The 23,055-nt window shown below is 68.3% G+C and carries 24 protein-coding genes; 9 read left to right on the forward strand and 15 right to left on the reverse strand.

All coding sequences use genetic code 11. The features are described from left to right. Nucleotides 1–2 precede the first annotated feature (2 nt). Entirely contained in the window at nt 3–830 is an 828-nt protein-coding gene (locus tag BS329_RS10770) for an MBL fold metallo-hydrolase (RefSeq protein ID WP_076158822.1), read from the reverse strand. After that, nucleotides 827–967: a hypothetical protein gene (locus tag BS329_RS10775; protein ID WP_244197101.1), complete on the reverse strand. Its 141-nt coding sequence runs from the start codon at nt 965–967 to the stop codon at nt 827–829. The genes BS329_RS10770 and BS329_RS10775 overlap by 4 nt, the downstream gene beginning before the upstream one ends. A 65-nt stretch (nt 968–1,032) precedes the next feature. On the opposite strand from BS329_RS10775, the gene BS329_RS10780 reads away from it, so the two are divergent. The 4 genes from BS329_RS10780 to BS329_RS10795 all read left to right on the forward strand — a co-directional run bounded on the left by BS329_RS10780 (nt 1,033) and on the right by BS329_RS10795 (nt 4,299). Continuing rightward, a complete protein-coding gene (locus BS329_RS10780; RefSeq protein ID WP_076160154.1) occupies nt 1,033–1,938 on the forward strand; it encodes an aldose 1-epimerase family protein in 906 nt (301 codons plus the stop codon). Continuing rightward, nucleotides 1,938–2,429: a GNAT family N-acetyltransferase gene (locus BS329_RS10785; RefSeq protein ID WP_076160151.1), complete on the forward strand. Its 492-nt coding sequence runs from the start codon at nt 1,938–1,940 to the stop codon at nt 2,427–2,429. The genes BS329_RS10780 and BS329_RS10785 overlap by 1 nt, the downstream gene beginning before the upstream one ends. Nucleotides 2,430–2,440: 11 nt before the next feature. Further along, nucleotides 2,441–3,670 (forward strand): amidohydrolase, encoded by a 1,230-nt coding sequence (locus tag BS329_RS10790; protein ID WP_076158824.1) that lies wholly within the window; start codon nt 2,441–2,443, stop codon nt 3,668–3,670. Between the two features lie 68 nt (nt 3,671–3,738). Continuing rightward, complete coding sequence (locus tag BS329_RS10795; protein ID WP_076158827.1) at nt 3,739–4,299, forward strand: hypothetical protein; 561 nt, start codon at nt 3,739–3,741, stop codon at nt 4,297–4,299. A gap of 10 nt (nt 4,300–4,309) precedes the next feature. Here the strand turns inward: BS329_RS10795 and BS329_RS10800 are convergent, their stop codons facing one another. Next, nucleotides 4,310–4,927 carry a Uma2 family endonuclease gene (locus BS329_RS10800; protein ID WP_084749565.1) on the reverse strand — a complete coding sequence of 206 codons (618 nt, stop codon included), beginning with the start codon at nt 4,925–4,927 and terminating at the stop codon, nt 4,310–4,312. Between the two features lie 73 nt (nt 4,928–5,000). After that, complete coding sequence (locus BS329_RS10805) at nt 5,001–6,146, reverse strand: acyl-CoA dehydrogenase family protein (protein ID WP_076158830.1); 1,146 nt, start codon at nt 6,144–6,146, stop codon at nt 5,001–5,003. Nucleotides 6,147–6,249: 103 nt separating this feature from the next. Here BS329_RS10805 and BS329_RS10810 point away from each other — a divergent pair, with 103 nt between their 5' ends. From BS329_RS10810 to BS329_RS10825, 4 genes are all read left to right on the forward strand, one after another. Continuing rightward, nucleotides 6,250–6,840 carry a TetR/AcrR family transcriptional regulator gene (locus tag BS329_RS10810; protein ID WP_076158832.1) on the forward strand — a complete coding sequence of 197 codons (591 nt, stop codon included), beginning with the start codon at nt 6,250–6,252 and terminating at the stop codon, nt 6,838–6,840. A gap of 96 nt (nt 6,841–6,936) precedes the next feature. Next, the gene (locus tag BS329_RS10815) at nt 6,937–7,878 is read left to right on the forward strand and encodes a carbohydrate kinase family protein (protein WP_076158835.1); all 942 of its coding nucleotides are present in this window, start codon (nt 6,937–6,939) and stop codon (nt 7,876–7,878) included. Nucleotides 7,879–8,070: 192 nt separating this feature from the next. Continuing rightward, complete coding sequence (locus tag BS329_RS10820; RefSeq protein ID WP_076158837.1) at nt 8,071–9,387, forward strand: citrate synthase; 1,317 nt, start codon at nt 8,071–8,073, stop codon at nt 9,385–9,387. 114 nt (nt 9,388–9,501) lie between these two features. Beyond that, complete coding sequence (locus BS329_RS10825) at nt 9,502–10,851, forward strand: cryptochrome/photolyase family protein (protein WP_076158840.1); 1,350 nt, start codon at nt 9,502–9,504, stop codon at nt 10,849–10,851. Nucleotides 10,852–10,905: 54 nt separating this feature from the next. On the opposite strand, the gene BS329_RS10830 is transcribed toward BS329_RS10825, so the two are convergent. The 7 genes from BS329_RS10830 to BS329_RS10860 all read right to left on the reverse strand — a co-directional run bounded on the left by BS329_RS10830 (nt 10,906) and on the right by BS329_RS10860 (nt 16,285). Beyond that, nucleotides 10,906–12,096, reverse strand: coding sequence for an ABC transporter permease (locus BS329_RS10830; RefSeq protein WP_076158843.1), 1,191 nt, complete (start codon nt 12,094–12,096; stop codon nt 10,906–10,908). Beyond that, nucleotides 12,093–13,019 carry an ABC transporter ATP-binding protein gene (locus tag BS329_RS10835; RefSeq protein ID WP_076158845.1) on the reverse strand — a complete coding sequence of 309 codons (927 nt, stop codon included), beginning with the start codon at nt 13,017–13,019 and terminating at the stop codon, nt 12,093–12,095. The genes BS329_RS10830 and BS329_RS10835 overlap by 4 nt, the downstream gene beginning before the upstream one ends. Further along, complete coding sequence (locus tag BS329_RS10840; protein ID WP_076158848.1) at nt 13,016–13,246, reverse strand: hypothetical protein; 231 nt, start codon at nt 13,244–13,246, stop codon at nt 13,016–13,018. Before BS329_RS10840 ends, BS329_RS10835 begins: the two co-directional genes overlap by 4 nt. Then, nucleotides 13,243–13,797, reverse strand: a complete 555-nt coding sequence (locus BS329_RS10845) for a hypothetical protein (protein ID WP_076158851.1) — start codon at nt 13,795–13,797, stop codon at nt 13,243–13,245. The genes BS329_RS10840 and BS329_RS10845 overlap by 4 nt, the downstream gene beginning before the upstream one ends. Next, the gene (locus BS329_RS10850; protein WP_034308595.1) at nt 13,794–14,063 is read right to left on the reverse strand and encodes a helix-turn-helix transcriptional regulator; all 270 of its coding nucleotides are present in this window, start codon (nt 14,061–14,063) and stop codon (nt 13,794–13,796) included. Before BS329_RS10850 ends, BS329_RS10845 begins: the two co-directional genes overlap by 4 nt. A gap of 81 nt (nt 14,064–14,144) precedes the next feature. Then, the gene (locus BS329_RS10855; protein ID WP_076158854.1) at nt 14,145–15,725 is read right to left on the reverse strand and encodes a glycerol-3-phosphate dehydrogenase/oxidase; all 1,581 of its coding nucleotides are present in this window, start codon (nt 15,723–15,725) and stop codon (nt 14,145–14,147) included. Next, a complete protein-coding gene (locus tag BS329_RS10860; RefSeq protein ID WP_076158856.1) occupies nt 15,722–16,285 on the reverse strand; it encodes a TetR/AcrR family transcriptional regulator in 564 nt (187 codons plus the stop codon). Before BS329_RS10860 ends, BS329_RS10855 begins: the two co-directional genes overlap by 4 nt. Nucleotides 16,286–16,382: 97 nt before the next feature. Here BS329_RS10860 and BS329_RS10865 point away from each other — a divergent pair, with 97 nt between their 5' ends. Further along, nucleotides 16,383–18,002: an FAD-binding oxidoreductase gene (locus BS329_RS10865; protein ID WP_084749568.1), complete on the forward strand. Its 1,620-nt coding sequence runs from the start codon at nt 16,383–16,385 to the stop codon at nt 18,000–18,002. On the opposite strand, the gene BS329_RS10870 is transcribed toward BS329_RS10865, so the two are convergent. The 4 genes from BS329_RS10870 to BS329_RS10885 form a co-directional block, all read right to left on the reverse strand. Next, nucleotides 17,980–18,627, reverse strand: a complete 648-nt coding sequence (locus tag BS329_RS10870) for a gamma-glutamylcyclotransferase family protein (RefSeq protein ID WP_076158859.1) — start codon at nt 18,625–18,627, stop codon at nt 17,980–17,982. The genes BS329_RS10865 and BS329_RS10870 overlap by 23 nt on opposite strands. Then, the gene (locus tag BS329_RS10875; protein WP_076158862.1) at nt 18,621–19,715 is read right to left on the reverse strand and encodes an S-(hydroxymethyl)mycothiol dehydrogenase; all 1,095 of its coding nucleotides are present in this window, start codon (nt 19,713–19,715) and stop codon (nt 18,621–18,623) included. The genes BS329_RS10870 and BS329_RS10875 overlap by 7 nt, the downstream gene beginning before the upstream one ends. A 79-nt stretch (nt 19,716–19,794) precedes the next feature. Continuing rightward, nucleotides 19,795–21,060 carry a C39 family peptidase gene (locus tag BS329_RS10880; protein ID WP_076158864.1) on the reverse strand — a complete coding sequence of 422 codons (1,266 nt, stop codon included), beginning with the start codon at nt 21,058–21,060 and terminating at the stop codon, nt 19,795–19,797. A gap of 198 nt (nt 21,061–21,258) precedes the next feature. Next, on the reverse strand, nt 21,259–22,980 hold the full coding sequence (locus BS329_RS10885) for a TIGR03767 family metallophosphoesterase (protein ID WP_076158867.1): 1,722 nt from the start codon (nt 22,978–22,980) through the stop codon (nt 21,259–21,261). Between the last annotated feature and the right edge of the window lie 75 nt (nt 22,981–23,055).

Genomic DNA, 23,055 nt, shown 5'->3' on the forward strand with positions numbered 1-23,055 from the left:
CGCTAGCCACGGCTGAGCGATTGGTACTCGACCGGGCTGTGGGCCGAGAACACGGTGATTTCGTCAGCGTGTTCCCGGCTCAGCTCGCGCAGCCGCTCGACGTTCTCCAGTCGCGGTTGGCGCAGCGTCTGCACCATGTTCTGGAACAGGGTCATCCCCGGCGGGCAGTGCGGCTTCACCGGATCCAGCTGACCGTGGAAGAAGTACGCGTCGCCGGCGTGCAGCAGCCAGCCGTCACCGGTGTCGACCGCGACACCGGTATGTCCCTCGGTGTGTCCCGCGAGCGGCACCAGCAGGATCTCCGAGGGCAGGCCCTTGAGTTCACGGACCGCCTGGAAGCCGAACCATTCGTCGCCGGCCTCGTCGTACTTGCTCCACAGTGGACGGTGCGCGAACTGGTTGGCGCGGAAGCGGAGTTTCTCGCTTCCGTTGCGCGGGGCGGTCGCCACGTCGTGTTCCTCGGCGCGGACGTGCACGACGGCGTTCGGGAAGTCCGCGAGCCCGCCCGCGTGGTCGACGTCGAGGTGGGTGCAGATGATGTGCCGCACGTCCTCCAGTTCGTGGCCGAGCGCTTCGACGTGATGGGCCGCCGTTTCCGTCTCGACAGGTTTCGCGCCGACCATCACCGTGAACGGCGTGCCGAGCCAGGCGCCCGGCCGCGCCACCCCCTGGCGGCCGAATCCCGTGTCCACCAGCACGAGTCCGTCGCCGGTCTCGATGAGCAGGCAGTGCGCCACCAGCTCCGCGCGGCGCAGCAGACCCGGCTGGCCGTCGAGGAACTTGCCTCCCGGGGCGCGCATCGTGCCGCAGTTCAGGTGGTGGACCTTCATATCCTGCTCCTCTGGCCGAACCGTTCGAAGGCGGTGACGTCGTGCGCGGCGAAGACCGACACCTCGTCACCGTTGTTACTGACAAGTTCGCGCAGCCGGGGCTGGTTGTCCAGTCGTGCCGTTTTTCCCGTCCGCATGTACGACTCGAAGAAGCCCAGTGCGATGGGGATGTGCGGCTTCCGCCCACAGTAACCTCGTCCGCATGGCCAATCCCACCGGAGAGCAGTTCGAGATCACCCGCGGCAACGCGCGCGCCGTCGTCACCGAAATCGGTGCCGGGTTGCGCGCGTTCGAGGTCGGCGGGGTGCCGTACGTCGAGGCGTTCGCCGCGGACGAGAAGCCCCCGAAGGGTGCGGGGCAGGTGCTGCTGCCCTGGCCGAACCGCACCAAAGGCGGCCAGTGGGTGCATCAGGGGGAGAAGCAGCGGCTCGCGATCACCGAGGAGGCGCGCGGCAACGCGATCCACGGTCTGACCCGGCACGAGGAGTGGGAGCTTCTCGAGCACGCCGAGTCCTCGATCACCCTGGCCATCGACGTGCCGGCGCAGGAGGGCTGGCCGGTGCCGCTGCGCGCGACGATCACCTATGAGCTCTCGCCGCGCGAACTGGTCGTGACGCACGAGATCCGCAACGAGGGAGAGAGCCCGATCGGCGTCGGGCTCGGCACGCACCCCTACTTCCGTATCGGCGACGTGCCCACCGACGAGCTGACCCTGACGCTGCCCGCGAGCCGCGTGCGGCCGTACCTCGGCGACGAGCAGATGCCGTACGCCGACGAGCAGGACGTCGAAGGGACCGAGTACGACTTCCGGTCCGGCAAGCTGCTCGAAGGCGTCGACCTGGACACGGCGTTCGGCGGGCTGAGCGTCGCCGAAGACGGCAACCACCACCACGTCCTCTCGCACGGGGAACAGGAACTGGTGGTCTGGGCGGGGCCGGACTTCCACTGGGCACAGGTGTTCACGCCGGACGACCTGGTCGGCCGCGGCCGGGCCGTGGCCATCGAGCCGATGACCTGCCCCGCCGACGCGCTCAACACCGGCACCGACCTGATCGACCTGGAGCCCGCCTCCTCGTGGACCGGCAGCTGGGGAATCCGGGTCCGCTGATGACGTCACCGTCGCCGCTCCGGCTGGGGCCCGTGGACGCGGGCGAAGCATTCACCTTGCAGCTCGCGGCCTACGTCCCGGAAGCGAGGGCGCACGGGAACCTCGACCTCCCACCGCTGCTGGAGACCCTCGAACAGGCCAAGGAGGCCCTGGGCGATCCCGCGTGTTTCGCCTGGGGCATCAGGGAATCCGGACGGCTGGTGGCGAGCGTCCGGATCGTCGTGGACGGTGCGGCCGGACTGGTCGGCAGGCTCGTCGTGGCCCCGGACAGGCAGGGACACGGGCTCGGCAGCTCGTTGCTGCTCGCCGCCGAAGCGGCGATGCCGTCGCCGGTGACCGTGTTCCGCCTGTTCACCGGCGAGCTGAGCGCCGGTCCGCTGCGGATGTACTCGAAGCTCGGCTACGTCGAAACGCACCGGACGCCCGAGAAGCACTACGAACTGGTCCACTTCGAAAAGCCCCGCGTGCGCCAGGACGGCCCAGTTCGTTAGCGTGTCAAAGTATGTCGAACAAAGCATTGGTCAAGGCCATCGTCGGTGGTTACGTCGTCCCTGTCGACGGTGAGCCGATCGAAGGCGGCACGGTCCTCATGGGGAACGGGAAGATCGTCGCGGTCGGCACCGACGCCGACGTCGACGTCCCCGACGACGCCGAACTGATCGACGCCGCGGGCGCCTGGGTGCTGCCCGGGTTCATCGACGCGCACGCCCACCTCGGCGTCCACGAGGACGGCGAAGGCTGGTCGGGCAACGACACCAACGAGATGACCGACCCCAACGGCGCCCGGTTCCGGGCGATCGACGGGATCGACCCGTACGAGCCCGGCTTCGACGACGCGCTCGCGGGCGGCGTCACCAGCGTCGTCATCAAACCCGGCTCGGGGAACCCCATCGGCGGGCAGACGATCGGCGTCAAGACGTGGGGCCGGACCGTGCTCGACATGATCTTCGCCGAGGGTGTCAGCGTGAAGAGCGCGCTCGGCGAGAACCCGAAGCGGGTCTACGGCGAGAAGAAGCAGACGCCGTCGACCAGGCTCGGCGTCGCGTCGACCATCCGCGACGCGTTCACCGACGCGCGCAACTACGCCGCCAAGCGTGACCACGCCGCCGGTGAGGGCAAGCCGTTCGACGTCGACCTGACCAAGGAGACCCTGTCGAAGGTCCTGGACGGCGAGCTGTTCTGGGACCAGCACGTCCACCGCGCCGACGACATGGTCACCGCGATCCGCCTCGCCGACGAGTTCGGCTACAGACTGGTGATCAACCACGGCACCGAAGGGCATCTGATCGCGGACCTGCTCGCCGAGCGGGACGTGCCGGTGATCCTCGGCCCGCTGTTCACCACCAAGTCCAAAGTGGAGCTGCGCAACCGCACCCTGCGCGCCCCCGGCATCCTCGCCAGGGCGGGCGTGCGGATCGCGATCACCACGGACCACCCGGTCGTGCCGATCAACTTCCTGGTCTACCAGGCGGCGCTGTCGGTGAAGGACGGCCTCGACCCGGAGACCGCGCTGAAGGCGCTGACCGTCAACCCGGCCGCGATGCTGGACCTCGACGACCAGGTCGGCTCACTGAAGCCGGGTCTCGACGCCGACGTGGTCATCTGGTCGGGTGATCCGCTGGACGTGATGAACCGGGCCATGCGGGTGTTCGTGCGCGGGCGCGAGGTCTACCACTTCGACGAGGAGACCGGAGTCGGCGTCACCGAGGAACGCCGGTACCGCGAGGGCTGAGTTCGGTCTTGCCAGGACAGACCCATCTGTGCTCTCATGTGTGACACACTGGGGAGGGTGTGTAACACATGAAGCGCTGGGTTCTTGTCCTGGTGATCGGGTTCGGCTTCTTGGGTGTCTGCCTGTTGTGGGCGACCGAAGACTCGAGCGCCATCAAATGCGACGGCAGGATCATGTCGTACGGCGACGTCTGCGAGACCACCAAGGGTGGCCGGACCGTCCGTACGGAGACCTACGACCAGATGAAGGCGGGTGCCGAAGTCCGGGAGAGGGCCTTCAAGAACCATGGTGGGTGGGTGGGTGGAGTCGGCGTCGCGCTGACCGGGCTGGGCGCGACGATGCTGATCCGTGGGCAGCGGCGCGCGTCGCGGGCCGGTGTGACGGCGCCGCGAGGTGGACAGCCGCAGTGGCAAGCGCGGCAGCGGTGGCAAGGCCAGCCTCAGCCGGAATTTCCGCTGTGGCAAGGAAACCCGCCGTATGTGAACCAGGCGGTTCAGCAGTACCCGCCGCCCCGACCCGGCCCGCCGGCGCAGGCCGTTCAGCAGCCGTACCCGCCGCAGGGGGCCTGGCCGCAGCAGCACCCGCCGCGACAGCAACCGCCGCAGCAGTTCGGCCCGACAGGGCACTGACTACGAGCGGCTAGGCCAGAAGCTGATCGAGATCGAGTTTCACCGGAAACGGCTCGGCGGCGGCGATGACACCGGTCATGGCCGGAGTGTCCTGGTAGCCGAGTTCGCCCGCCTGGTGGCAGGCGACCAGGGAGACGGGCTCGCTGAGATCTACGATCCAATAGTGCGGAATCCCCGCGTCGGCGTACTCGCCGTGTTTGGTCACGTAATCGGTGCGCTTCGAGCCCGGTGACACGATTTCGACCACGACGACGACGTCGTCCGCGTGGTACATCGTATCTTCCTCGTCGATCCGCTCACCTGCCTCACGGAGGGCGATGATCAGATCCGGTCGCCGGGCGAAACCCGGCTCGCCGGGCGGCACCAGTCCCAGATCGACGTCGATGTCCTGGACGAACTCGAGGTGATCGGGTAGCTGTGGTTCCAGTTGCCTGGCCAAGGCGTACAGCGCCTTGTTGTGTCTCCTCTCGGGGCTCGGCGACAGGACAAGACGGCCTTCCACGAGCTCGGTGAATCCGGAATCGGGCTCACCGAGCGCCGCGTATCCCGCGACCGACAGCAGGTGATCCAGGATGGCCCACCCTGGTTCACCGTGCGACCCGACCGTGGAGTCGGGAAGGGCTGTCACAGCGTCTCCTCACGTCTTCCACAGTGTCTCACGGCTCCTGAGTGACCAATGGTGATCGTACCAGCGCTCAGAGTCAGCCTTTCCGTAGTTCCCGTGCGATCACCATGCGCTGGATCTGGTTCGTGCCCTCGAAGATCTGCGGCACCTTCGCCTCCCGCATGTACCGCTCCACCGGGAAGTCCTTCGTGTATCCGGCGCCGCCGAGGACCTGCACCGCGTCGGTGGTCACCTTCATCGCGCCGTCGGTCGCGACGAGTTTCGCGATGGACGCCTGCCGCTGGAACGGCAGTCCGCGGTCGCGGCGGCGGGCCGCGTCGAGGTACATGGCGCGCGACGTCTCGACGGTCGCGGCCATGTCCGCCAGCAGGAACTCCAGGCCCTGGAACTCGATGATCGGCCGTCCGAACTGCGTGCGGCCCTTCGCGTATTCGAGCGCCTCGTCCAGCGCGGCCTGCGCGAGCCCGACGGCGCACGCGGCGATGCCCAGCCGTCCGGAGCTGAGCGACGACAGCGCGATCTTCAGTCCCTGGCCCTCTTCACCGACCAGCCGTTCGGTGTCGACGGCGGCGTCTTCGAAGATCAGCTGAGCGGTGGTCGATCCGGTGAGGCCCATTTTCCGTTCGGGCGGCGCGGCCGAGAGGCCCGTCGTCGAGGAGTCGACGAGCAGGCACGAGATGCCCTGTCCGCCGTCGTCGCTCGTGCGCACCATGGTCGTGTAGAAGTCGGCCTCGCCCGCATGGGTGATCCACGCCTTCGTGCCGTTCACGATGTATCGGTCGCCGTCGAGCCGCGCGCGGGTGGAGAGGGCGGCCGCGTCCGAGCCGGCGTGGGTTTCGGACAGCGCGTACGCGCCGAGCAGGTCACCCTCCAGCATGTCGGGCAGCCAGCGGTCGCGCTGCGCGTCGGTGCCGTGGTGCGCCAGCGCGAAGCAGGACATGGTATGCACCGAGAGCCCGACGCCGACGGACATCCACGCGGCCGCGATCTCCTCCAGAACCTGAAGGTAGACCTCGTACGGCAGGTCGCCGCCGCCCCAGCGTTCCGCGTACGGCAGGCCGAGCAGCCCGGCGTTGCCGAGCAGGCGGAACTGCTCGCGCGGGAAGTGTGCGGTCTCTTCGTACTTGCTCGCGATCGGAGCGAGTTCTTCCCGCGCGATCTCCTTGGCCAGGCCGAGCAGATCCTGGGCCTCGGTGCTGGGCAGCAGACGGTCGGCAGGCATGACTTCTCCGAGCTGAGCTGTACTCAAAACAGTACTGTGGGCTGATTCAGCGTACAGTAGAAGGCGCTGGGAAGACACCATCCGCGTAAGGGATAGTGAGCCGATGACCTCGCGCCGCCAGCCCACCGCGCGCCAGAGAGCACTGCTCTCGGAGCTTGAGGCGGTCTTCCTCGCCGAAGGCTTCTCCCAATTCACGCTGGACGACCTCGCCGCCAGGTTGCGCTGCTCGAAGTCGACGCTCTACGCGCTCGCTCCCAGTAAGGAGCAGCTCGCGGTGAAGGTCGTCACCCATTTCTTCAAGGGCGCCGCCGAGCTGCTGGAGGAGCGGATCGCCGGGATCGACGACGCCCGCAAGATCCTCGGCGAGTATCTCGCGGGTATCGCCGAATACCTGAATCGCGCCTCGGCCGCGTTCATGACCGACATCGCGGAATTCGCGCCGGCGCGGGACGCGTATCAGCTCAACAGCCGCGCGGCGGCCGCCCGGATCCGGTCGTTCATCGACCGCGGCGTCACCGACGGCGTCTTTCGCGAGGTGCACGCGCGGCTGATCGCGGAAATGGCGGGATTGATCATCGAGGGAATCCAGACCGGAGTGGTCGGGCAGCGTGCCGGGGTGACCGACGCCGAAGCCTTCACCGCGCTTTCGGAACTCCTTCTGAGTGGGATTGGCACGCGCCGGCGTCTCCGTTGAGGGTGGCGGCGGGGGCATGGAGGGAGGCTCCCGCGGAAATTGTCTTGAAATGACAATTCTGGTGGTGGAACCACTGCCTCGGCTAGCATCGCGCCCGTGATCGTCGTAGGTGGAGAGGCGCTGGCCGACCTCGTTCCCGGTGCACCGTTGGATTCCACTGTGGACGGTGGGTTGCGCGCGTTGCTGCCCCGGATGGGTGGTGGTCCCTACAACGTCGCGCTCGCCGCCGGTCGGCTCGGCGTGCCGACGGGCTTCCTCTCGCGGGTCTCGAACGACCGTTTCGGGGTCGCGCTGGTGGACCGGCTGCACGCCTCCGGCGTCGACACCGCCTTGCTGCAAAGGGGAAACGAGCCGACGACGCTCGCCGTGGTCGCACTCGACGAGAAGGGTTCCGCGCGCTACACCTTCTACACCGAGGGCACCGCGGACAGGCTGGTCGGTGATCCCGGTCCACTGCCGGAGAATGTGACGGCGCTCTCGCTCGGCACCCTCGGCATGGTGCTGGAACCGGGTGCGAGCACCTACGAAACCGTGTTGCGCCGCGAATCCGCCCGCGGTGTCCTGACCGTCCTCGACCCGAACATCCGGGCGGCGCTGATCACCGACCCGGCGGCGTACCGGGCGCGGTTCGAGTCGTGGCTGCCGCATGTCCGCCTGCTCAAGATCTCCGACGACGACACGGAATGGCTCGCCGAAGGGGCCGATCCGGTCGAAGCCGCAAAGGTCTGGACCTCTTGTGGAGTCGACGCCGTTGTGCTCACCCGTGGTGCGAAGGGGTTGTCCGTCATCACACGGGCGGGGGAAATCGCCCAGGTCCCGTCACGCCCAGTCGCCGTCGTAGACACGATCGGCGCCGGTGACACCGTGCAGGGCGCGTTGCTGGCGTGGCTGTACTCGAACGAGGTCCGCGACGTGTCCACTCTCGACGCCGGCGGCTGGCGTTCGGCGCTCGAATTCGCGGCGAAAGCGGCGTCGATCACCGTCTCGCGGAGTGGGGCGGAACCGCCGACGGCCGGGGATATGGCATCCGCCGTGTGAACCTGGTCCCAAAGCGGCTGTTGTGAGCAACTCACCCGCTGCGCGTTGACCCCACTCTCGACTAGCGTGGTGGGGAATTCATACCCCAGCGGGGCGGTGTGCAGCGAGGCCGTGGGTCACGCGCGTGAAAGAGGGCGTACCTGTGGAACCTACAGGCGCCGCCGGCCCGTGCTGAACGTGAGAGGGACTTACATGTCCGACGCGACGACGGCTGCGGGGCAGTCCGGCGAGACCGCGACGCTGCGCCTGCCCAATGGCGAGCACGAGTTCAAGGTGATCCACCCCGTCGAGGGCGCGCCTGGGATCGAGCTGGGGAAGCTGCTGGCGACGACCGGGTACATCACCCACGACCCGGGGTTCGTGAACACCGGTGCCGCGTCCTCGGCCATCACCTACATCGACGGTGACGCCGGCATCCTGCGCTACCGCGGATACCCGATCGAACAGCTGGCCGAGAAGTCGACCTTCATCGAGGTCTCCTATCTGCTCATCTACGGCGAGCTGCCCACCGAGACGCAGCTGTCCGAGTTCACCGAGAAGATCCAGCGCCACACCCTGCTGCACGAAGACCTGAAAGCCTTCTTCAGCGGCTTCCCGCGCGACGCGCACCCGATGCCGGTGCTCTCCAGCGCGGTATCGGCGCTGTCGACCTTCTACCAGGACTCGCTCAACCCGTTCGACGAACCGAACGTGGAGCTGTCCACCATCCGCCTGCTGGCCAAGGTCCCGACCCTGGCGGCGTACGCGTACAAGAAGTCCGTCGGACAGCCCATGCTGTACCCGGACAACTCGCTCGGCCTCGTCGAGAACTTCCTCCGGATGACCTTCGGTTTCCCGGCCGAGCCCTACGAGGTCGACCCGGACGTCGCCAAGGCACTCGACCTCCTGTTCATCCTGCACGCCGACCACGAGCAGAACTGCTCCACCTCGACCGTGCGTCTCGTCGGCTCGTCCGAGGCGAACCTGTTCGCCTCGATCTCGGCGGGCATCAACGCGCTCTTCGGCCCGCTGCACGGTGGCGCCAACAGCGCGGTCCTGGACATGCTCGAGGGCATCCAGGCCGAGGGCGGCGACGTCGCGAATTTCGTCACCCGCGTGAAGAACAAGGAAAAGGGTGTCCGCCTGATGGGCTTCGGGCACCGGGTCTACAAGAACTACGACCCGCGCGCGAAGATCATCAAGAACACCGCGGACGACATCCTCTCCAAGCTCAAGGGCGGCGACCAGCTGCTCGACATCGCGAAGAAGCTGGAAGAGACCGCGCTCTCGGACGACTACTTCATCGAGCGGAAGCTGTACCCGAACGTCGACTTCTACACCGGTCTGATCTATCGGGCGCTCGGCTTCCCGACGAAGTACTTCACCGTGCTGTTCGCGCTCGGCCGCCTGCCGGGCTGGATCGCGCACTGGCGCGAGATGATCCAGGACCCGGCCACCAAGATCGGCCGCCCGCGGCAGATCTACACCGGCTCCGCGGAGCGGGACTACGCGCCGATCTCGGAGCGCTGACCTTCGCCTCGGCAAGTGTTATAAACGGTCCGTTCATAACAAGATCCGTTATGAACGGACCGTTCATAACATCCGGGACTGCGCTCACCGGCGGTACCGCATAGGGTTGCCGGAGTGACCAGAGAAGCCCCCGTAGTGCTGTGGTTCCGCCGCGATCTCCGCCTCGGCGACCACGCCGCCCTGCTGGAAGCCTCGGAGCACAGCAAGCACGTCCTCGCCCTGTACGTCCTCGACGACGCGCTCCTCAAACCGTCGGGCGCCCCGCGCGTCGCGTTCCTGCACGGTTGCCTGAAAGCGCTGGACGACCAGCTCGGCGGCCGTTTGATGCTCGTCAAGGGCGATCCGGTCAACGAAGTCGTCAAGGCCGCCCGCGAGATCGGCGCCTCGGCCGTGCACGTCAGCGCGGACACCGGCCCGTACGGCCGCCGCCGCGACGTCGAGGTCAAGAAGGCGTTGGCGGAACACGACATCGCGTGGACCGAGACGGGCTCCTCGTACGCCATCACGCCCGGCCGGATCACCAAGCCCGACGGCGAACCCTACCGCGTGTTCACCCCGTTCCACCGCGCGTGGGCACGCCACGGCTGGCCAGGGCCCGCGGACACCGGTGAGTCCATAGTGGACTGGGTGGAGCCGCCCTGGTCGGTGAAACTCCCGAAATCCCCTTCCCTCAAAGGGATGGAGCTACCCGAGCCGGGCGAGAAGGCGGCGCTGGAGCGCTGGCACGAGTTCCTGGACGACGGTATCGAGACCTACGACGAGGATCGCGACCGTCCGGATCGTCCCGGTACGACAAGACTTTCGCCGTATCTGCGCTGGGGTTGCGTCCATCCGCGCACCCTGCTCGCCGACATCGCCGGGAACGAGGGCACCGGCGCGAAGTCGTTGCGCGGCGAGTTCGCCTGGCGTGAGTTCCACGCCGACGTGCTGTGGCATCGCCCCGAAACCGCGCGGAAGAACTACGATTCCCGCTTCGACGCCATGGAGTACGAGAGTGACGACGAAGCCTTCAAGCGGTGGTGTGCGGGACGCACCGGGTTCCCGATCGTCGACGCCGGGATGCGGCAGTTGCTCGCCGAGGGCTGGATGCACAACCGCGTCCGGATGATCGTGGCGAGCTTCCTGGTCAAGGATCTGCACCTGCCGTGGTGGCTCGGCGCACGGCATTTCATGCAGCATCTTGTCGACGGCGACCTCGCGTCGAACCAGCTGAACTGGCAGTGGGTCGCCGGCAGCGGCACCGACGCCGCGCCGTACTTCCGGATCTTCAACCCGACCACACAGGGGGAAAAGTTCGACCCCACCGGCGAGTACGTCCGCCGCTACGTCCCCGAACTCCGTTCCGTGCAAGGGAAAGCCGTGCACAAACCGAAGGACGTCAAGGGCTACCCCGCGCCCATGGTCGACCACGCCCACGAGCGCCAAGTCGCCCTGGAGCGCTACGGCGCCATCAAAGGTACGTGAAGGCCCCCTTCCCTCGGCTCAACCGAGGGAAGGGGGCCTTCACGCGCGAAACGATCAGCCCTTCAGGGCGTCGGTCAGCTTGATGCGGCTGCCGACCCGCAGGACGCTGTTCTGGTAGATCCGCGCGCCCAGCCAGGTGAACAGGGCGATGGCGCCCACGGTCAGGCCCAGCGACAGCGCGATCTCCCACACCTCGACGGTCCCGGCCGCGATCCGGGCGGGCATCAGCACCGGCGACAGCAGCGGCACCAGGGAAAGGATCTTCGTGCCCGTGCCTTCCGGCGACTGCGCCAGCAGGTTGAACCCGACGACGAAGCCCAGGATCAGCACGATGTTGACCGGGCCGATCACCGACTGGGTGTCCTCCTGCCGGGAAACCAGCGAACCCATCGCGCCGTAGAGGACGGCGTACAACAGGAACCCGAGCAGGTACCACACCACGCCCCACAGCAGCGCGCCCGTCGCGACCCCGGACAGCGTCAGCACGTTGGTCGCCGACGCGACGATCAACCCGGCGCCGCCGATGATCACCAGCTGCGTCAAGCCGACCAGGCCGAGCCCGATCACCTTGCCCAGCAGCAGATGCCACGGCCGGACGGTGGACAGCAGGATCTCGACGACCCGGCTCGACTTCTCTTCGACCACGCCCTGGGCGACCAGCGTCCCGTAGGTCACGATGCTCATGTACAGCAGCACCGCCACGATCAGCCCGATCACCATCCGCTGGGCCTTCTCCGGATCCGGCGGTTTGATCGAGTCGACCTGGACCTGGGTGGCGGAGACCGTCCGCAGCACCTGGTCCGGGTTCTCCACGACTTCGGAAAGCTTGCCGTTGAGCACTTCCTGCTGCGAAACACCGGTCAGCAGGGCACGCAGCTTGTTGTCCAGTTCGGACTTGACGAGCACCTTCAGTTCGGTGGCGTTGCCGGACAGCAGCGCGTCGAGATCGCCGTTCTCGACCTGCGCCCGGCCCTGCGCCGGATCGGCGACGGTGACGGTTTCGATCTCCTCGCCGACCGCCGCACCCGCCGTCTGGAGCTGCTGCGCGATCCCGGCGGTCTGGCCGGTGAGGCCGATCTTGCTCTTGTCCTCGTTGCTGATCAGCGTGGACTGCAACAGGACGTAGCCCATCAGCATGACCAGCAGTACGGCGGTGCCGATCACGAAGGACCTGGTGCGCAGCCGCGTGTTCAGCTCACGTTTGGCGATGAGCCAGACCGCGCGCCATGGCGAGACGGTGTTCATGCGGAAACTCCTTGTGTGGCGGGCTTCTCGGCGACGGCGTCGCGGAACAACTCGGTCAGCGAACGCCTGCGCTTGGTGAACTCGGTGACCGGGCCGGTGGCCAGTGCCGCGGCGAGCACGGCCTGATCGTCGGCGTGGGCTTCGAGTTCGAGGATCGCCGTCGGGCCGTTCTGCTCGACCGACCGGACACCCGGGACGGCCGAGGCCCAGCCGGGCGCGGCGTTGGGCGCGGTGACGACGAGGCCGTTGCCCGCGCCGGCGGTCAGTTCGCCGACGGTGCCGGAGGCGACCATCCGTCCACTTCGGATGATGCCGACCCGGTCGCACAGCCGCTCGACCAGATCCAGCTGGTGACTGGAGAACACCACGGGCACGCCGGTCGCGGCCTTCTCCCGCAGCACCCCGCTCATCACGTCCACGGCCAGCGGGTCGAGGCCGGAGAACGGCTCGTCCAGCACCAGCACCCGCGGGTCGTGCACCAGGGCGGCCGCGAGCTGCACGCGCTGCTGGTTGCCGAGACTCAGTTTCTGGACCTCGTCCTTGCGGCGTTCGGTCAGGCCGAGCCGGGCGATCCAGTTCTCCGCGCCGCGGTGCGCGTCGTTGGCCGACATCCCGTGCAGTTCGGCGAGGTAGACCAGTTGCTCCAGCACCTTCATCTTCGGGTACAGCCCGCGTTCCTCCGGCATGTACCCGATATGCGTGCGGGTCTCGTGGGTGATCGGCGCGCCGCCGAACCGCACCTGGCCGGAGTCGGCCGCCAGCACCCCGAGGACGATCCGCATCGTGGTGGTCTTGCCCGCGCCGTTGCTGCCGACGAACCCGAACAGTTCACCGGGCTGAACCTCGAAGCTCACCTCGTCCAGCGCGACCTTCGCGCCGTAACTCTTGGAGATCCGGTCGATCTCAAGCTTTCCCTCGCTCATTTCCACTTCCCCTCCTCGAAATACCGCACCAGCGCCGTGAAACCCCGGTGGACGCCGGAGACCGTGCGGTTTCGCTGGACCAGGCCGTCCAGCTTGACGTTGCTCACCACCGAAGTGGCCCGGTACACCAGGATCGCCCGCCCCGCCCCGGCGAGGACCCCTCCGGCCACCAGCACGACGGCGACCATCCCGATGGACACCTTGTAGCGCTTCTTGTCCCCGGTCACGCGGGGCTCCCCTCGTCGAAGTCGGTGAAGTCTTCGGGATCGTCGTCCGGCAGCGTCCAGCCGAGGATCGTCGCCGCCGACGTGGTCCCGGCGAGCAGCAGCGCGGTCAGCATGATCGCGATGCGGAACCCCGCGTCCTCCGTGTTCGAGATGATGATCGAGTAGACCATCCCGACCATCATCAGGCCGACCAGGATTTGGTAGCTGACGTAGGTGACCCGGTGGCGCATTTCCCGTTCGCGTTCGTCGAGCCGGAGCGAGAAGCCGCCGCTCATCTTGCCGGTGAGGATGCGCAGCAGCCAGTGAGCGGTTCCGGTGATCAAGGCGCCGCCGAACCAGAGCCCGAAGAAGATCGGCCCCTGCTGGGTTACGAACAGCGAGGCACCGACGAGCAGCATCAGGTTCCCGAGGATCACGAGCAGGCTCAAGTGGCGGCGACGGCGTCGCGTGCGCCAGGTCGGCAGCTTCCTGGCCCGTCTGAGTTCCACCTCCTCGAACCGCTCCTGCTGTCGCTCCCAGCGCGCGGCGAGCCACCCTTGTTTCCCGGTCATGTTCCCCCCTCCCGGTAGACCTGAGTGGACAGTGGCGTGAACGGTTCGCGGCTGAACACGGCCTCCACCGGGAGGTCGAACACCGCGCAGATGCGGAACGCCAGGTCCAGGCTCGGGTAGTGGTCCCCGCGTTCGAGTGCGCCGATGGTCTGCGGGTTGACCTCGACCGCCGCCGCGAGGGCGGCCCTGCTCAGTCCACGCTCCGCCCGAAGCACGGGAAGCCGGTTGTAGATCGGCAGCTCTTTGCCGCGTCTGACCGGACTCATAGAACATACTGTTGCAAAAACCCAACGTCTCGTCAAGTTGAGGGCGCGCTTCACCGCAAGTAGAGGACTGGTTGCGGTGGGTCAGCCGAGCCCGGCGAGCGACTTGCCGACGAGTTCCTGGACGCGGGCACTGGCGGCCTCGGCTTCGGGGGCGACCAGGCTGAGCCGGGTGCGGCGCTCCAGGACGTCCTCGACGTCGAGCGCCCCCTCGTGCCGCACCGCCCACACGACCTCGGCCGCGCTGATCTCGGTCCCGTCGAACAGGGGCAGGCCCAGCTCCGGATCGACCTCGCCGAGTGCCGCGATCTTGGGCGCTTCGGTGCCGTACTTCGCGACCAGCCGGGCGGGGGCATCCACAGTGGACAGACGGCTACGCTGGATCGCGCCCAGCAGGGGAAGCCTGGAAGTGGTCGACGGCCCGGCGCGGAGCCCGGACCGGTTCACCGCGGCGTCGACGGCGTCCTCCGCCATCTTCCGGTACGTCGTCAGCTTGCCGCCGACAACGGTGAGCACACCGTCGGCGCCGGTCACCACCGCGTGTTTGCGGGAGAGATCCGCGCTTCTCCGATGGGCTCTCAGCGGGGAAGAGTGCTTCGAGCCGAGCCCCCCGGCGCCTTCGACCAGCGGCCGCAGCCCGGCGAACGAACCGGCGACGTCGGCGCGGGTCAGCGGGCGGGTGAACGCCTTCGACGCCACTTCGAGCAGGAAGTCCACATCGGACTCCGGCACGACCGGTACGCGCGGGACCGGGCCGTCGGTCGGTTCGTCGGTGACGCCGACGAACACGCGACCGTCGGGTTGCGGCAGCAGGAAGACGAACCGGTTGTTCTCCCCGGGGACGGGCACGTTGACCGACGTCGCGCCGATCCGCGCCGCACCCGAGGCCAGGATGAGATGGGAACCGCGAGACGGCCGCAGCCGCACCGATTTCGCCAGCTCGCCCGCCCAGACGCCCGTCGCGTTGATCACCTGACCGGCGCGGATCTCCACTTCCTGCCCGGTGAGCCGGTCCCTGGCCAGCACCGAACCCGCGTCGAGCCGGAGCGCCTCGACCCTGGTCAGGATCTTCGCGCCGCGTGACGCCGCCGTGCGCGCCAGGCTCACCACGAGCCGCGCGTCGTCGGTCAGCGCGCCGTCATAGGCCAGCAGCGCGCCACGCAAGCCTTGGGGGGTCAGGCCTGGCGCGAGCGCCAGCGCCTCCGCGGCCGGGATCGACCTCGGCCGGGGAAGCACCGACGCGGGCGTCCCGGCCGCGCGGCGGAGACCGTCTCCGGCGACGAGTCCGGTCATGATGAACGCCTGCTGGCCGCGGGAGGTCTCGCGGTACAGGGGGAACAGCTGCGGGATCGCCCTGGTGAGATGCGGCGCGGTGCGCGTCATGAGGATCCCGCGTTCGACCGCGCTTTCGTGCGCCAGCGCCAGATCGCCCTTGGCGAGGTAGCGAAGACCGCCGTGGACCAGCTTGCTGGACCATCGCGACGTCCCGTATGCCAGGTCGTACGCCTCGATCAGGGCCACCGACAGGCCGCGCGCGGCCGCGTCCAGCGCGATCCCGGCGCCGGTGACCCCGCCACCGACCACCGCCAGGTCGACCCGCTCACCGCCGGCGAGTGCCGCGAGTTCCCGCTCGCGGCGCAGGGCGTTGAGTGAGCCCGGCGTCACGGCCGCAACGCCGCGTCGAGCACGTGGGCGAATTCCGCCATCAGGTGGTCCTCGTTCACGTCCGCGGTGGCGGGGCGGTAGGAGAAGGCGAAGGACTGGATGAGCAGCAACAGGGTGCGTGCCTGCGAAGGCAGGTCGCCCTTGCGGATCGAGCCGTCTTCGTGGCCCGCCCGCAGCAGGTGCAGGATCACGCCCTCGGCGAAGCGCTGGGTCTTCCCGAGCCGCTCGACGATGTAGGGCAGGACGAGTTCGGGGTCGAGGTCGAGCAGCGTGCGGAACAGCGGATCGCCCGACAGCACGGCGACGGCGGCGGCCGAACTCCGCACCAGCCTTTCGCGGAAGTTGGCCGGTTCGGCGTCCGGCTCGGCGGCGCTTTGCAGCAGTCCGCCGAATTCACGGGTCATGAGGGTCGCGAGCACACTGCGCACGTCCGGGAACCGGCGGTAGACGGTCATCCGGCTGACCTTCGCGGTCCGCGCTATCTCCGCGAGCGTGGTCCGCCTCACGCCGACGGCGAGAACGCACTTCTTCGCCGCGTCGAGCAGAACGTCGTCGGACACACGCGTGGAGGCCTGGCGGGACCGGGTGTCCGCCAGCGCCGAAACGCCTGTTTCCGCAGGTGAGTGACGTTGTACGTCCATATGTAACACTGTAGTCGTGACAGAGCTTGTTGACCACCGGTTAAGACGATCCTGGACGCCTGAGGCCGGTGACGCGGCCCACCTTCCGGCGAGGGCACTGCGGTGGCTCGTCCAGCGTATCGGTCCGCTGGGCCCGGCGGCACCGTTCGCGGAGATTTCAGCGGCGTCCGTTCCCGATTCCGCGCTCGGCGAACAGCCGAAACATGACCTCGAGGAACTCGTCGGCGCCGAGCACGTCTCGGTGGTCCCGGGGGAGCGGCTCGCGCGGGCGAGCGGCCTGTCCTATTCGGACCTGTTGCGGCGACGGGGGTTCGGTGACTTTCCGGTGCCGGACGCCGTCGTCCTGCCGGGGAATCCCGACGAAGTCCAGTCGGTACTGGAAATCTGCGCGCGGCACGACGTCGGCGTCGTCCCCTTCGGCGGTGGGACATCGGTGGTCGGCGGGGTTTCGGCACTGCGCGGTGACAAAACCGCGGTGATCGCGCTCGATCTCACCAGGCTCGGCGACCTGGTCTCCGTCGACCCCGTGTCCCGGATCGCGGTCCTTCAGGCGGGTGTCACCGGCCCGGAGGCCGACCGGCTGCTCGCCGCGCACGGCTTCACCCTCGGGCACGTGCCGCAGTCCTACGAACGCGCCACCATCGGCGGCTTCGCCGCGACCCGGTCCGCGGGGCAGGCCTCGTCGGGTTACGGCCGGTTCGAGGACATGGTTTCGGGTGTCCGGCTCGCGACCCCGCGCGGTGAATGGAAACTCGGTGTCGCGCCCGCGTCGGCGGCCGGACCCGACCTGCGGCACCTCGCCATCGGCAGCGAAGGCGCGCTCGGCGTCATCACCGAGGTCGCCCTCCGCGTCCGGCCGGTGCCGGAAGTGCGCCGCTACGAAGGCTACGTCGTCGACGGCTGGGAGAACGGCACCGCGGCGGTGCGTGAACTCGCCCAGCGGCACGCGCTCGCGGACGTCACGCGACTGTCCGATGTGGAGGAAAGCGAGGTTTCGCTGGCGCTCAACGACAGTTGGAAGACCAAGGCGTTGCGCCGGTATCTCCGGGCTCGCGGGATCTCAAGTCCTTGCCTGCTGATCGTCGGCTGGGAAGGCGCGTCGAAGCGCGAGGTCGCGCGGCGCCGTCAGGACACCACGAGGGTGCTGGCGCCGTTCGGCGCCGTCCGGATCGGGCGGACACTCGGCGAATCCTGGCGGCGCGGCCGGTTCTCCGGGCCACGCCAGCGGGATGCCTTGATGGACAACGGCGTCTGCGTCGAGACCTTGGAAACGGCCGCCTATTGGGCGGAACTGAGCGACCTTCGCGACGCCGTGCGTGCCGCGCTCACCGCCACACTCGGCCGGGCCATCATCATGTGTCACGTCTCGCACGCCTACGAAACGGGCGCGTCGCTGTACTTCACCGTGCTCACCGCCCGCGACGAGGCCGACCCGATCGGCCAGTGGCGGCGGGCGAAGGCGGCGGCGTCGGAGGCGATCACCGGGATCGGCACCATCACGCACCACCACGCCGTCGGCGTCGACCACGCGCCTTATCTGGCGGGGGAAATCGGTGAGATCGGCGTCGCAGTGTTGCGGGCGGCGAAGAAAGCCGTCGACCCGGCCGGGATCCTCAATCCCGGGAAGCTTCTTTGACCAGGCTTCCGGCGTCGACCAGCGTGCAGTCCAGGCCGTGCGTCTCGGCGGGGATCCCTTCCAGTGCCGCGGCCCGGCGCTGTTCGAGGTCGGCGACGCGGATGTGCCTGCCGTCCACGAGGATCGGCAGCCGGATGTCCGCCGCGCCGACGTACGCCACCACGTCGTCGAGCACGGTGCCGTCGTCGAGGGTGATGGCCGGCGCGGTCAGCCGAACCAGGCTGTAGCGCCGGCCGTTGCCTTCGCAGCGATCGAGGACGCCGAGCTGCTCCGGCGTCGCGAACCAGACGGAGTGCTCCTCGACAACGCCCGGCGCGGCGGCGAGCGTCGCGGGCCGTTGCCCGTCCCGGAATCGCAGGCCGGACGCCCAGACCGCGGCGAGGTCGGTGCAGCGCGCGTGGCAGACGACGACCGGACCCGTCAGGCCCATTTTTTCCCGCAACCAGGTGATCTTGGCCGGGCAAGCGTTCGAGCCGTAGGCGAGCACGGCCTGGCGTTCGCGCCAGCCCTCCGGCGCCGTGTCGAGGCTGTGCCCGGCGCCGTCGAAGTGGACGAACGAATGCCCCGGCCGCGCCCCCGGATACGGGTCGGCGGGGAAATCGGCGTCGGTGAAGAGTTTCACCACGTCACCACGCTGCGGAGGACGTCACCCTGGTGCATGCGCGCGAAGGCCTGCTCGACGCCGTCGAGCGCGATCCGTTCGGTGACGAACTTGTCGAGCGGTAGCCTGCCCTGGAGGTAGAGGTCGATCAGCATCGGGAAATCACGTGAGGGCAGGCAGTCGCCGTACCACGACGACTTGAGCGAGCCACCGCGCGAGAAGAAGTCGATCAGCGGCAGCTCCAGCCGCATGTCCGGGGTCGGGACGCCGACGAGCACCACCGTGCCCGCGAGATCACGGCCGTAGAAGGCCTGGCGCCACGTTTCGGGCCTGCCGACCGCGTCGATCACGACGTCCGCGCCGAACGAATCGGTGAACTCCTGGATCGCCTCGACGACCTGGTCTTCGCTCAGCCCCTTGCTGTTCAGCGTGTGCGTGGCGCCGAAGTCCTTGGCCCAGGCCAGCTTCCGGTCGTCGGTGTCGACGGCGACGATGGTCTTCGCCCCGGCGAGGTGCGCCCCGGCGATGGCCGCGTCACCGACACCGCCACAGCCGATGACCGCGACGGAGTCGCCGCGGCTCACCGCGCCGGTGTTCAGCGCCGCGCCGAGACCGGCCATCACCCCGCAGCCGAGCAACCCGGCGACGGCCGGTTCGGCGGCCGGATCGACCTTCGTGCACTGTCCACTGTGGACGAGCGTCTTTTCGAGGAACGCGCCGACCCCGAGGGCCGGGGACAGGGCGGTGCCGTCGGCCAGTGTCATCGGCCGGGCGGCGTTGAACGTGGAGAAGCAGTACCACGGCTTTCCTCGGCGGCAGGCGCGGCAGGTGCCGCAGACCGCGCGCCAGTTCAGGATCACGTAGTCACCCGGTTCGAGGTCCGTGACGCCGTCGCCGACGGCCTCCACGAACCCGGCTGCCTCATGGCCGAGCAGGAACGGGAATTCGTCGTTGATCCCGCCCTCGCGGTAGTGCAGGTCGGTATGGCAGACGCCGCACGCCTTGACCGAGACGACGGCCTCGCCGGGCCCGGGATCGGGCACCGTCACGGACTCCAGCGAGACCGGTTCACCCTTGGCGCGGGAAACGACGCCCTGGACCTCGTACGGCATGCCCACCTCCGATAGTCGACTCCGAAGCTTGCCACGGAACCGCTTCGGATCGCGACATCCGCACGGGTGCGTTATCGGTTCAGTGCCCCGGAGTGATGATGTAGGCGACGCCGCCCGGAGCGCCCGAGACCCCGCCAGTGGTGTTGTACCGCTTGGTGCGCTGCCAGATCGTCTCGAACTGGTGTCGCTTGTAGACATTTCGGACCTGGTCGTTGCTACTGGCGGCCGGGTCGTTCGCGATCACGTCCCCGTCCTTCGTGAAGCCGACGACGACCATGATGTGCCCGGCCGTGCCATAGCCCGCGCCGTCGAGTTCCTCGGCCTTGAACGACTGCGACGTGATCACCGGGATGCCGCGCGCGATGTAGTTCTCGAGTTCGTTCAAGGAGTGCAAACGGGTGATGTGCCCGCGCAGTCCGAGTGAAGCGGCGTACGCGGTGTTGAACGGCCAGTTGCCGGTTCCGTCGTAAGCGTGATCGAAGGTGTAGCGGGCGGCGTACGCGACGGTCGGATCGATGTAACCCTCCGGGATCCACGTCATGTCCTCGCGCTTGGGCCGTTTGCCCCAGTACTCGGCGACCATTTCGGTGGACGTCGGGCTGCACCAGCTCTCGCCGCCACCGCCGTACTCGGGGAACTGTCCTTTGTGGAGGTTCTGGGCGTAGGGGGGCACCTTGAGTTCGATCCCGGTGGCGCGGCCCGGTTTCGTCGCCTGGACCTCGAACCGGTCCGGGACCAGCGACGTCATCGCGCCGAGCGAGGTGACCGACGGCGTCGCGCGGGAGCCGGCCTCGCGGTACAGGCTGATCCGCAGTCGATACGACCGGAGCGCGACGCCGGCCTTCATGATCAGCGTGTCGACGTCGACCGCCGCGTCGGCGTCGCTCTGGCCGTCGACGCTGGTGCGCTTGATGTCGGCGTCCCCACTGGCCCACCGGCCCATGACGTACCAGGCCGTCTCGGTGCCCGACGAGGTGCGGCCCTTCGCTTCGATCTTGAGCCAGGTCTTGGCCGGTGTCTTCGCGTTCCACGAGGCGATCAGCTGGGAGGCGTCGAAGCCCTGAGTGTGGCTTCCCGACGTCCATCGGCCGTACTCGTAGGTCTTCGTGGTGCCGAGCGCGGGTTCGGTGTGCTCGATGGTGCCGATCGGGCGGTCGATGCGCAGTTCGCCGTGGTGGAGGTCGAGCCCTTCCAGTCTGCCGTCGCGGAAACCGCGCTGACCGGACCATTCGTGGTAGTCGATCGACTCGTCGTCCGGCTTGCCGGGGCTCGCCTCCACCGTCTGTGCCGTCACCGCGGTCATTGTCGCGATCGTCAGCAGCGTGACCAGCCCTCGTATGCGCATCCCGGCTCCATCCTCCGTGTCCACCCAGTAGGCAAGGGATTTTCGCCGGTCGCGCGAGGTATGTAAACAGTTGTCTGCAAGACGGCCTGAGTCTGTGTCGTTTTCGCGACCAGCCCCCGCGTTTAGTCCTCTAGTTGCGGTACTTGCACACGCAAGTACCGCAACTAGAGGACGAAACGCGGGAGATCCGGGTCGTGGTCAGGCGAGGGGGTTCGGCAGCAGGAGTTCGGTGTTCTGGTCCTGTGGCGTGCCGACGGCGGTGAGCGAAGCGTGGATGTCGTTGTACGAGAGTTCGCGGTACAAGGACGCAAGCGCTTGCGTCGAGGTGTCCGAGTACGGAGCCTCGTACGGCGCTTCGGCTTCGATCAGGGTCGTGAACAGCGACAGCGTGCCGTCGGCGTTGTCGGCGACCTCGATGATCCGAGCGTGCTGCGGGAAGTCGATGTGCGACGCGGTGTTGATCTCCCAGAACCCCTGCTTCGCCGTCTTGCCGGGGTGCGGGGTGATCTTGTTGCGATGCGTGTGCCCGTTGACCCACGCCAGCACGTTCGGGAACCGGTGCAGCAGCGAGACGAACGTGTCACCGTTGAGCCGCGGCTCCAGCGGATGCCGCGCGTCCGGGAGCACGTTGCCCATGGTGTCGCTGGTGTGGTGGCTGAACAGGATGAACAGCTCGTCCGTCACGTTCCGGGTGACCTCGCGGCCGAAGAAGTCGTAGTACGTCGAGCTGTTGCGCTTGAGCGTGTTCTCCACCCAGGTGAACTGCCCGAGCCCGATCGACCCGTCGGCGAGCCCGGCCATCGTCGTGGTGTCGAGGCTGATGCCGACGACGCCCGGCGCGATCCGGAAGGTGTAGTACACGTTCCGCCCGTCGGCGTTGTTGCCGCTGAACCCGTGCCCCACCGGGCCGGGGCCGGTGTTGGCCGCGTCGAGGTGGTGCTGGACGAACTCCGCGGTGCTGAACGGCCGCCGTCGCGCGTCGGGGGTGATCTCGCGGATCGTGCCCGAGCCGCCGAACAGCTCCGTGATCGGCACCCCGGATCCGGCGTTGATCGCCTTCGCGAGCCTCCTCGACGTCGTCTCGTCCTTGCCGATCACCTTGAACCGGCCGGTGTACCAGGCGTCCATCCCCGGCAGATCCGGCACCGTGCCGACGATGCTGTCGTCGTGGTTGCCGAAGGTGCAGAACCACGGGACGTCGAGACCCGGCGACGTGAACGTGTTCGAAGCCGCGCCGAGCAGGCCGGGCAGCTGCGGGAAACCCTTCTTCGTGTAGGCGTCGTCCAGCGGCTTGCCGGGGTTCCAGTAGTGCGAGGACCCGGAAGTCTGGACACCTTCGTGCGTGTTCGGATCACCCGAGGCCGGGTTCACCGTGCCGCCGTTGAGCACCTTGAGGAACCATTCGAGTTCGATCAGCTCGTGGTTGTCGGTGTTGTCGCCGGTGGTGACCATGAAGTCGATCGCCCGCCCGGTGAACGGGCCCGCCTTCAGGCTGTTCACCCGCTCCACCAGCGCCGTCGTCGCGACCGGGCCGAGGGTCTCCTGCGGCCGGTGCGCCGAGCCGACGAACGGGTGCAGGTACTCGAACCGCGCCGGGCTCTCGGCGTCGGTGAAGTGCAGGTCGGTGAACTGCGCGAACGAGGCCATCGCGCGGCGCCGGTCGTCGCGGCCGGACTTCGGCGCGGCGAGATCGCCCCGGACCACGAGCGGCCAGCCGGGGCCCGCGGTCAGCCGGGTGTAGGCCGGACCGCTTTTCACCGGCGCCGCGGCGGATTCCAGTGTGGTACCCGCGGTGCGCGCCGCCCGGCTCGCGGTGCGCGCCAGTGCCCGGTCGAACGCGTTGGCGGTCGGGGTGCACAGCAGCAGGCCGACGCCGGCGGCGCCTGCGGTGGTGAAGGTGCGCCTGGAGATGTCGGCCATGGCGGTGCCCCTACTCGTCGCGGGTGGGTGTCGCGGAAGGACGATGCCGGACGACGTTAGCCGGGGAGTGAACAG

The sequence above is a fragment of the Amycolatopsis coloradensis genome (genome assembly GCF_001953865.1).
Taxonomy (GTDB): Bacteria; Actinomycetota; Actinomycetes; order Mycobacteriales; family Pseudonocardiaceae; genus Amycolatopsis; species Amycolatopsis coloradensis.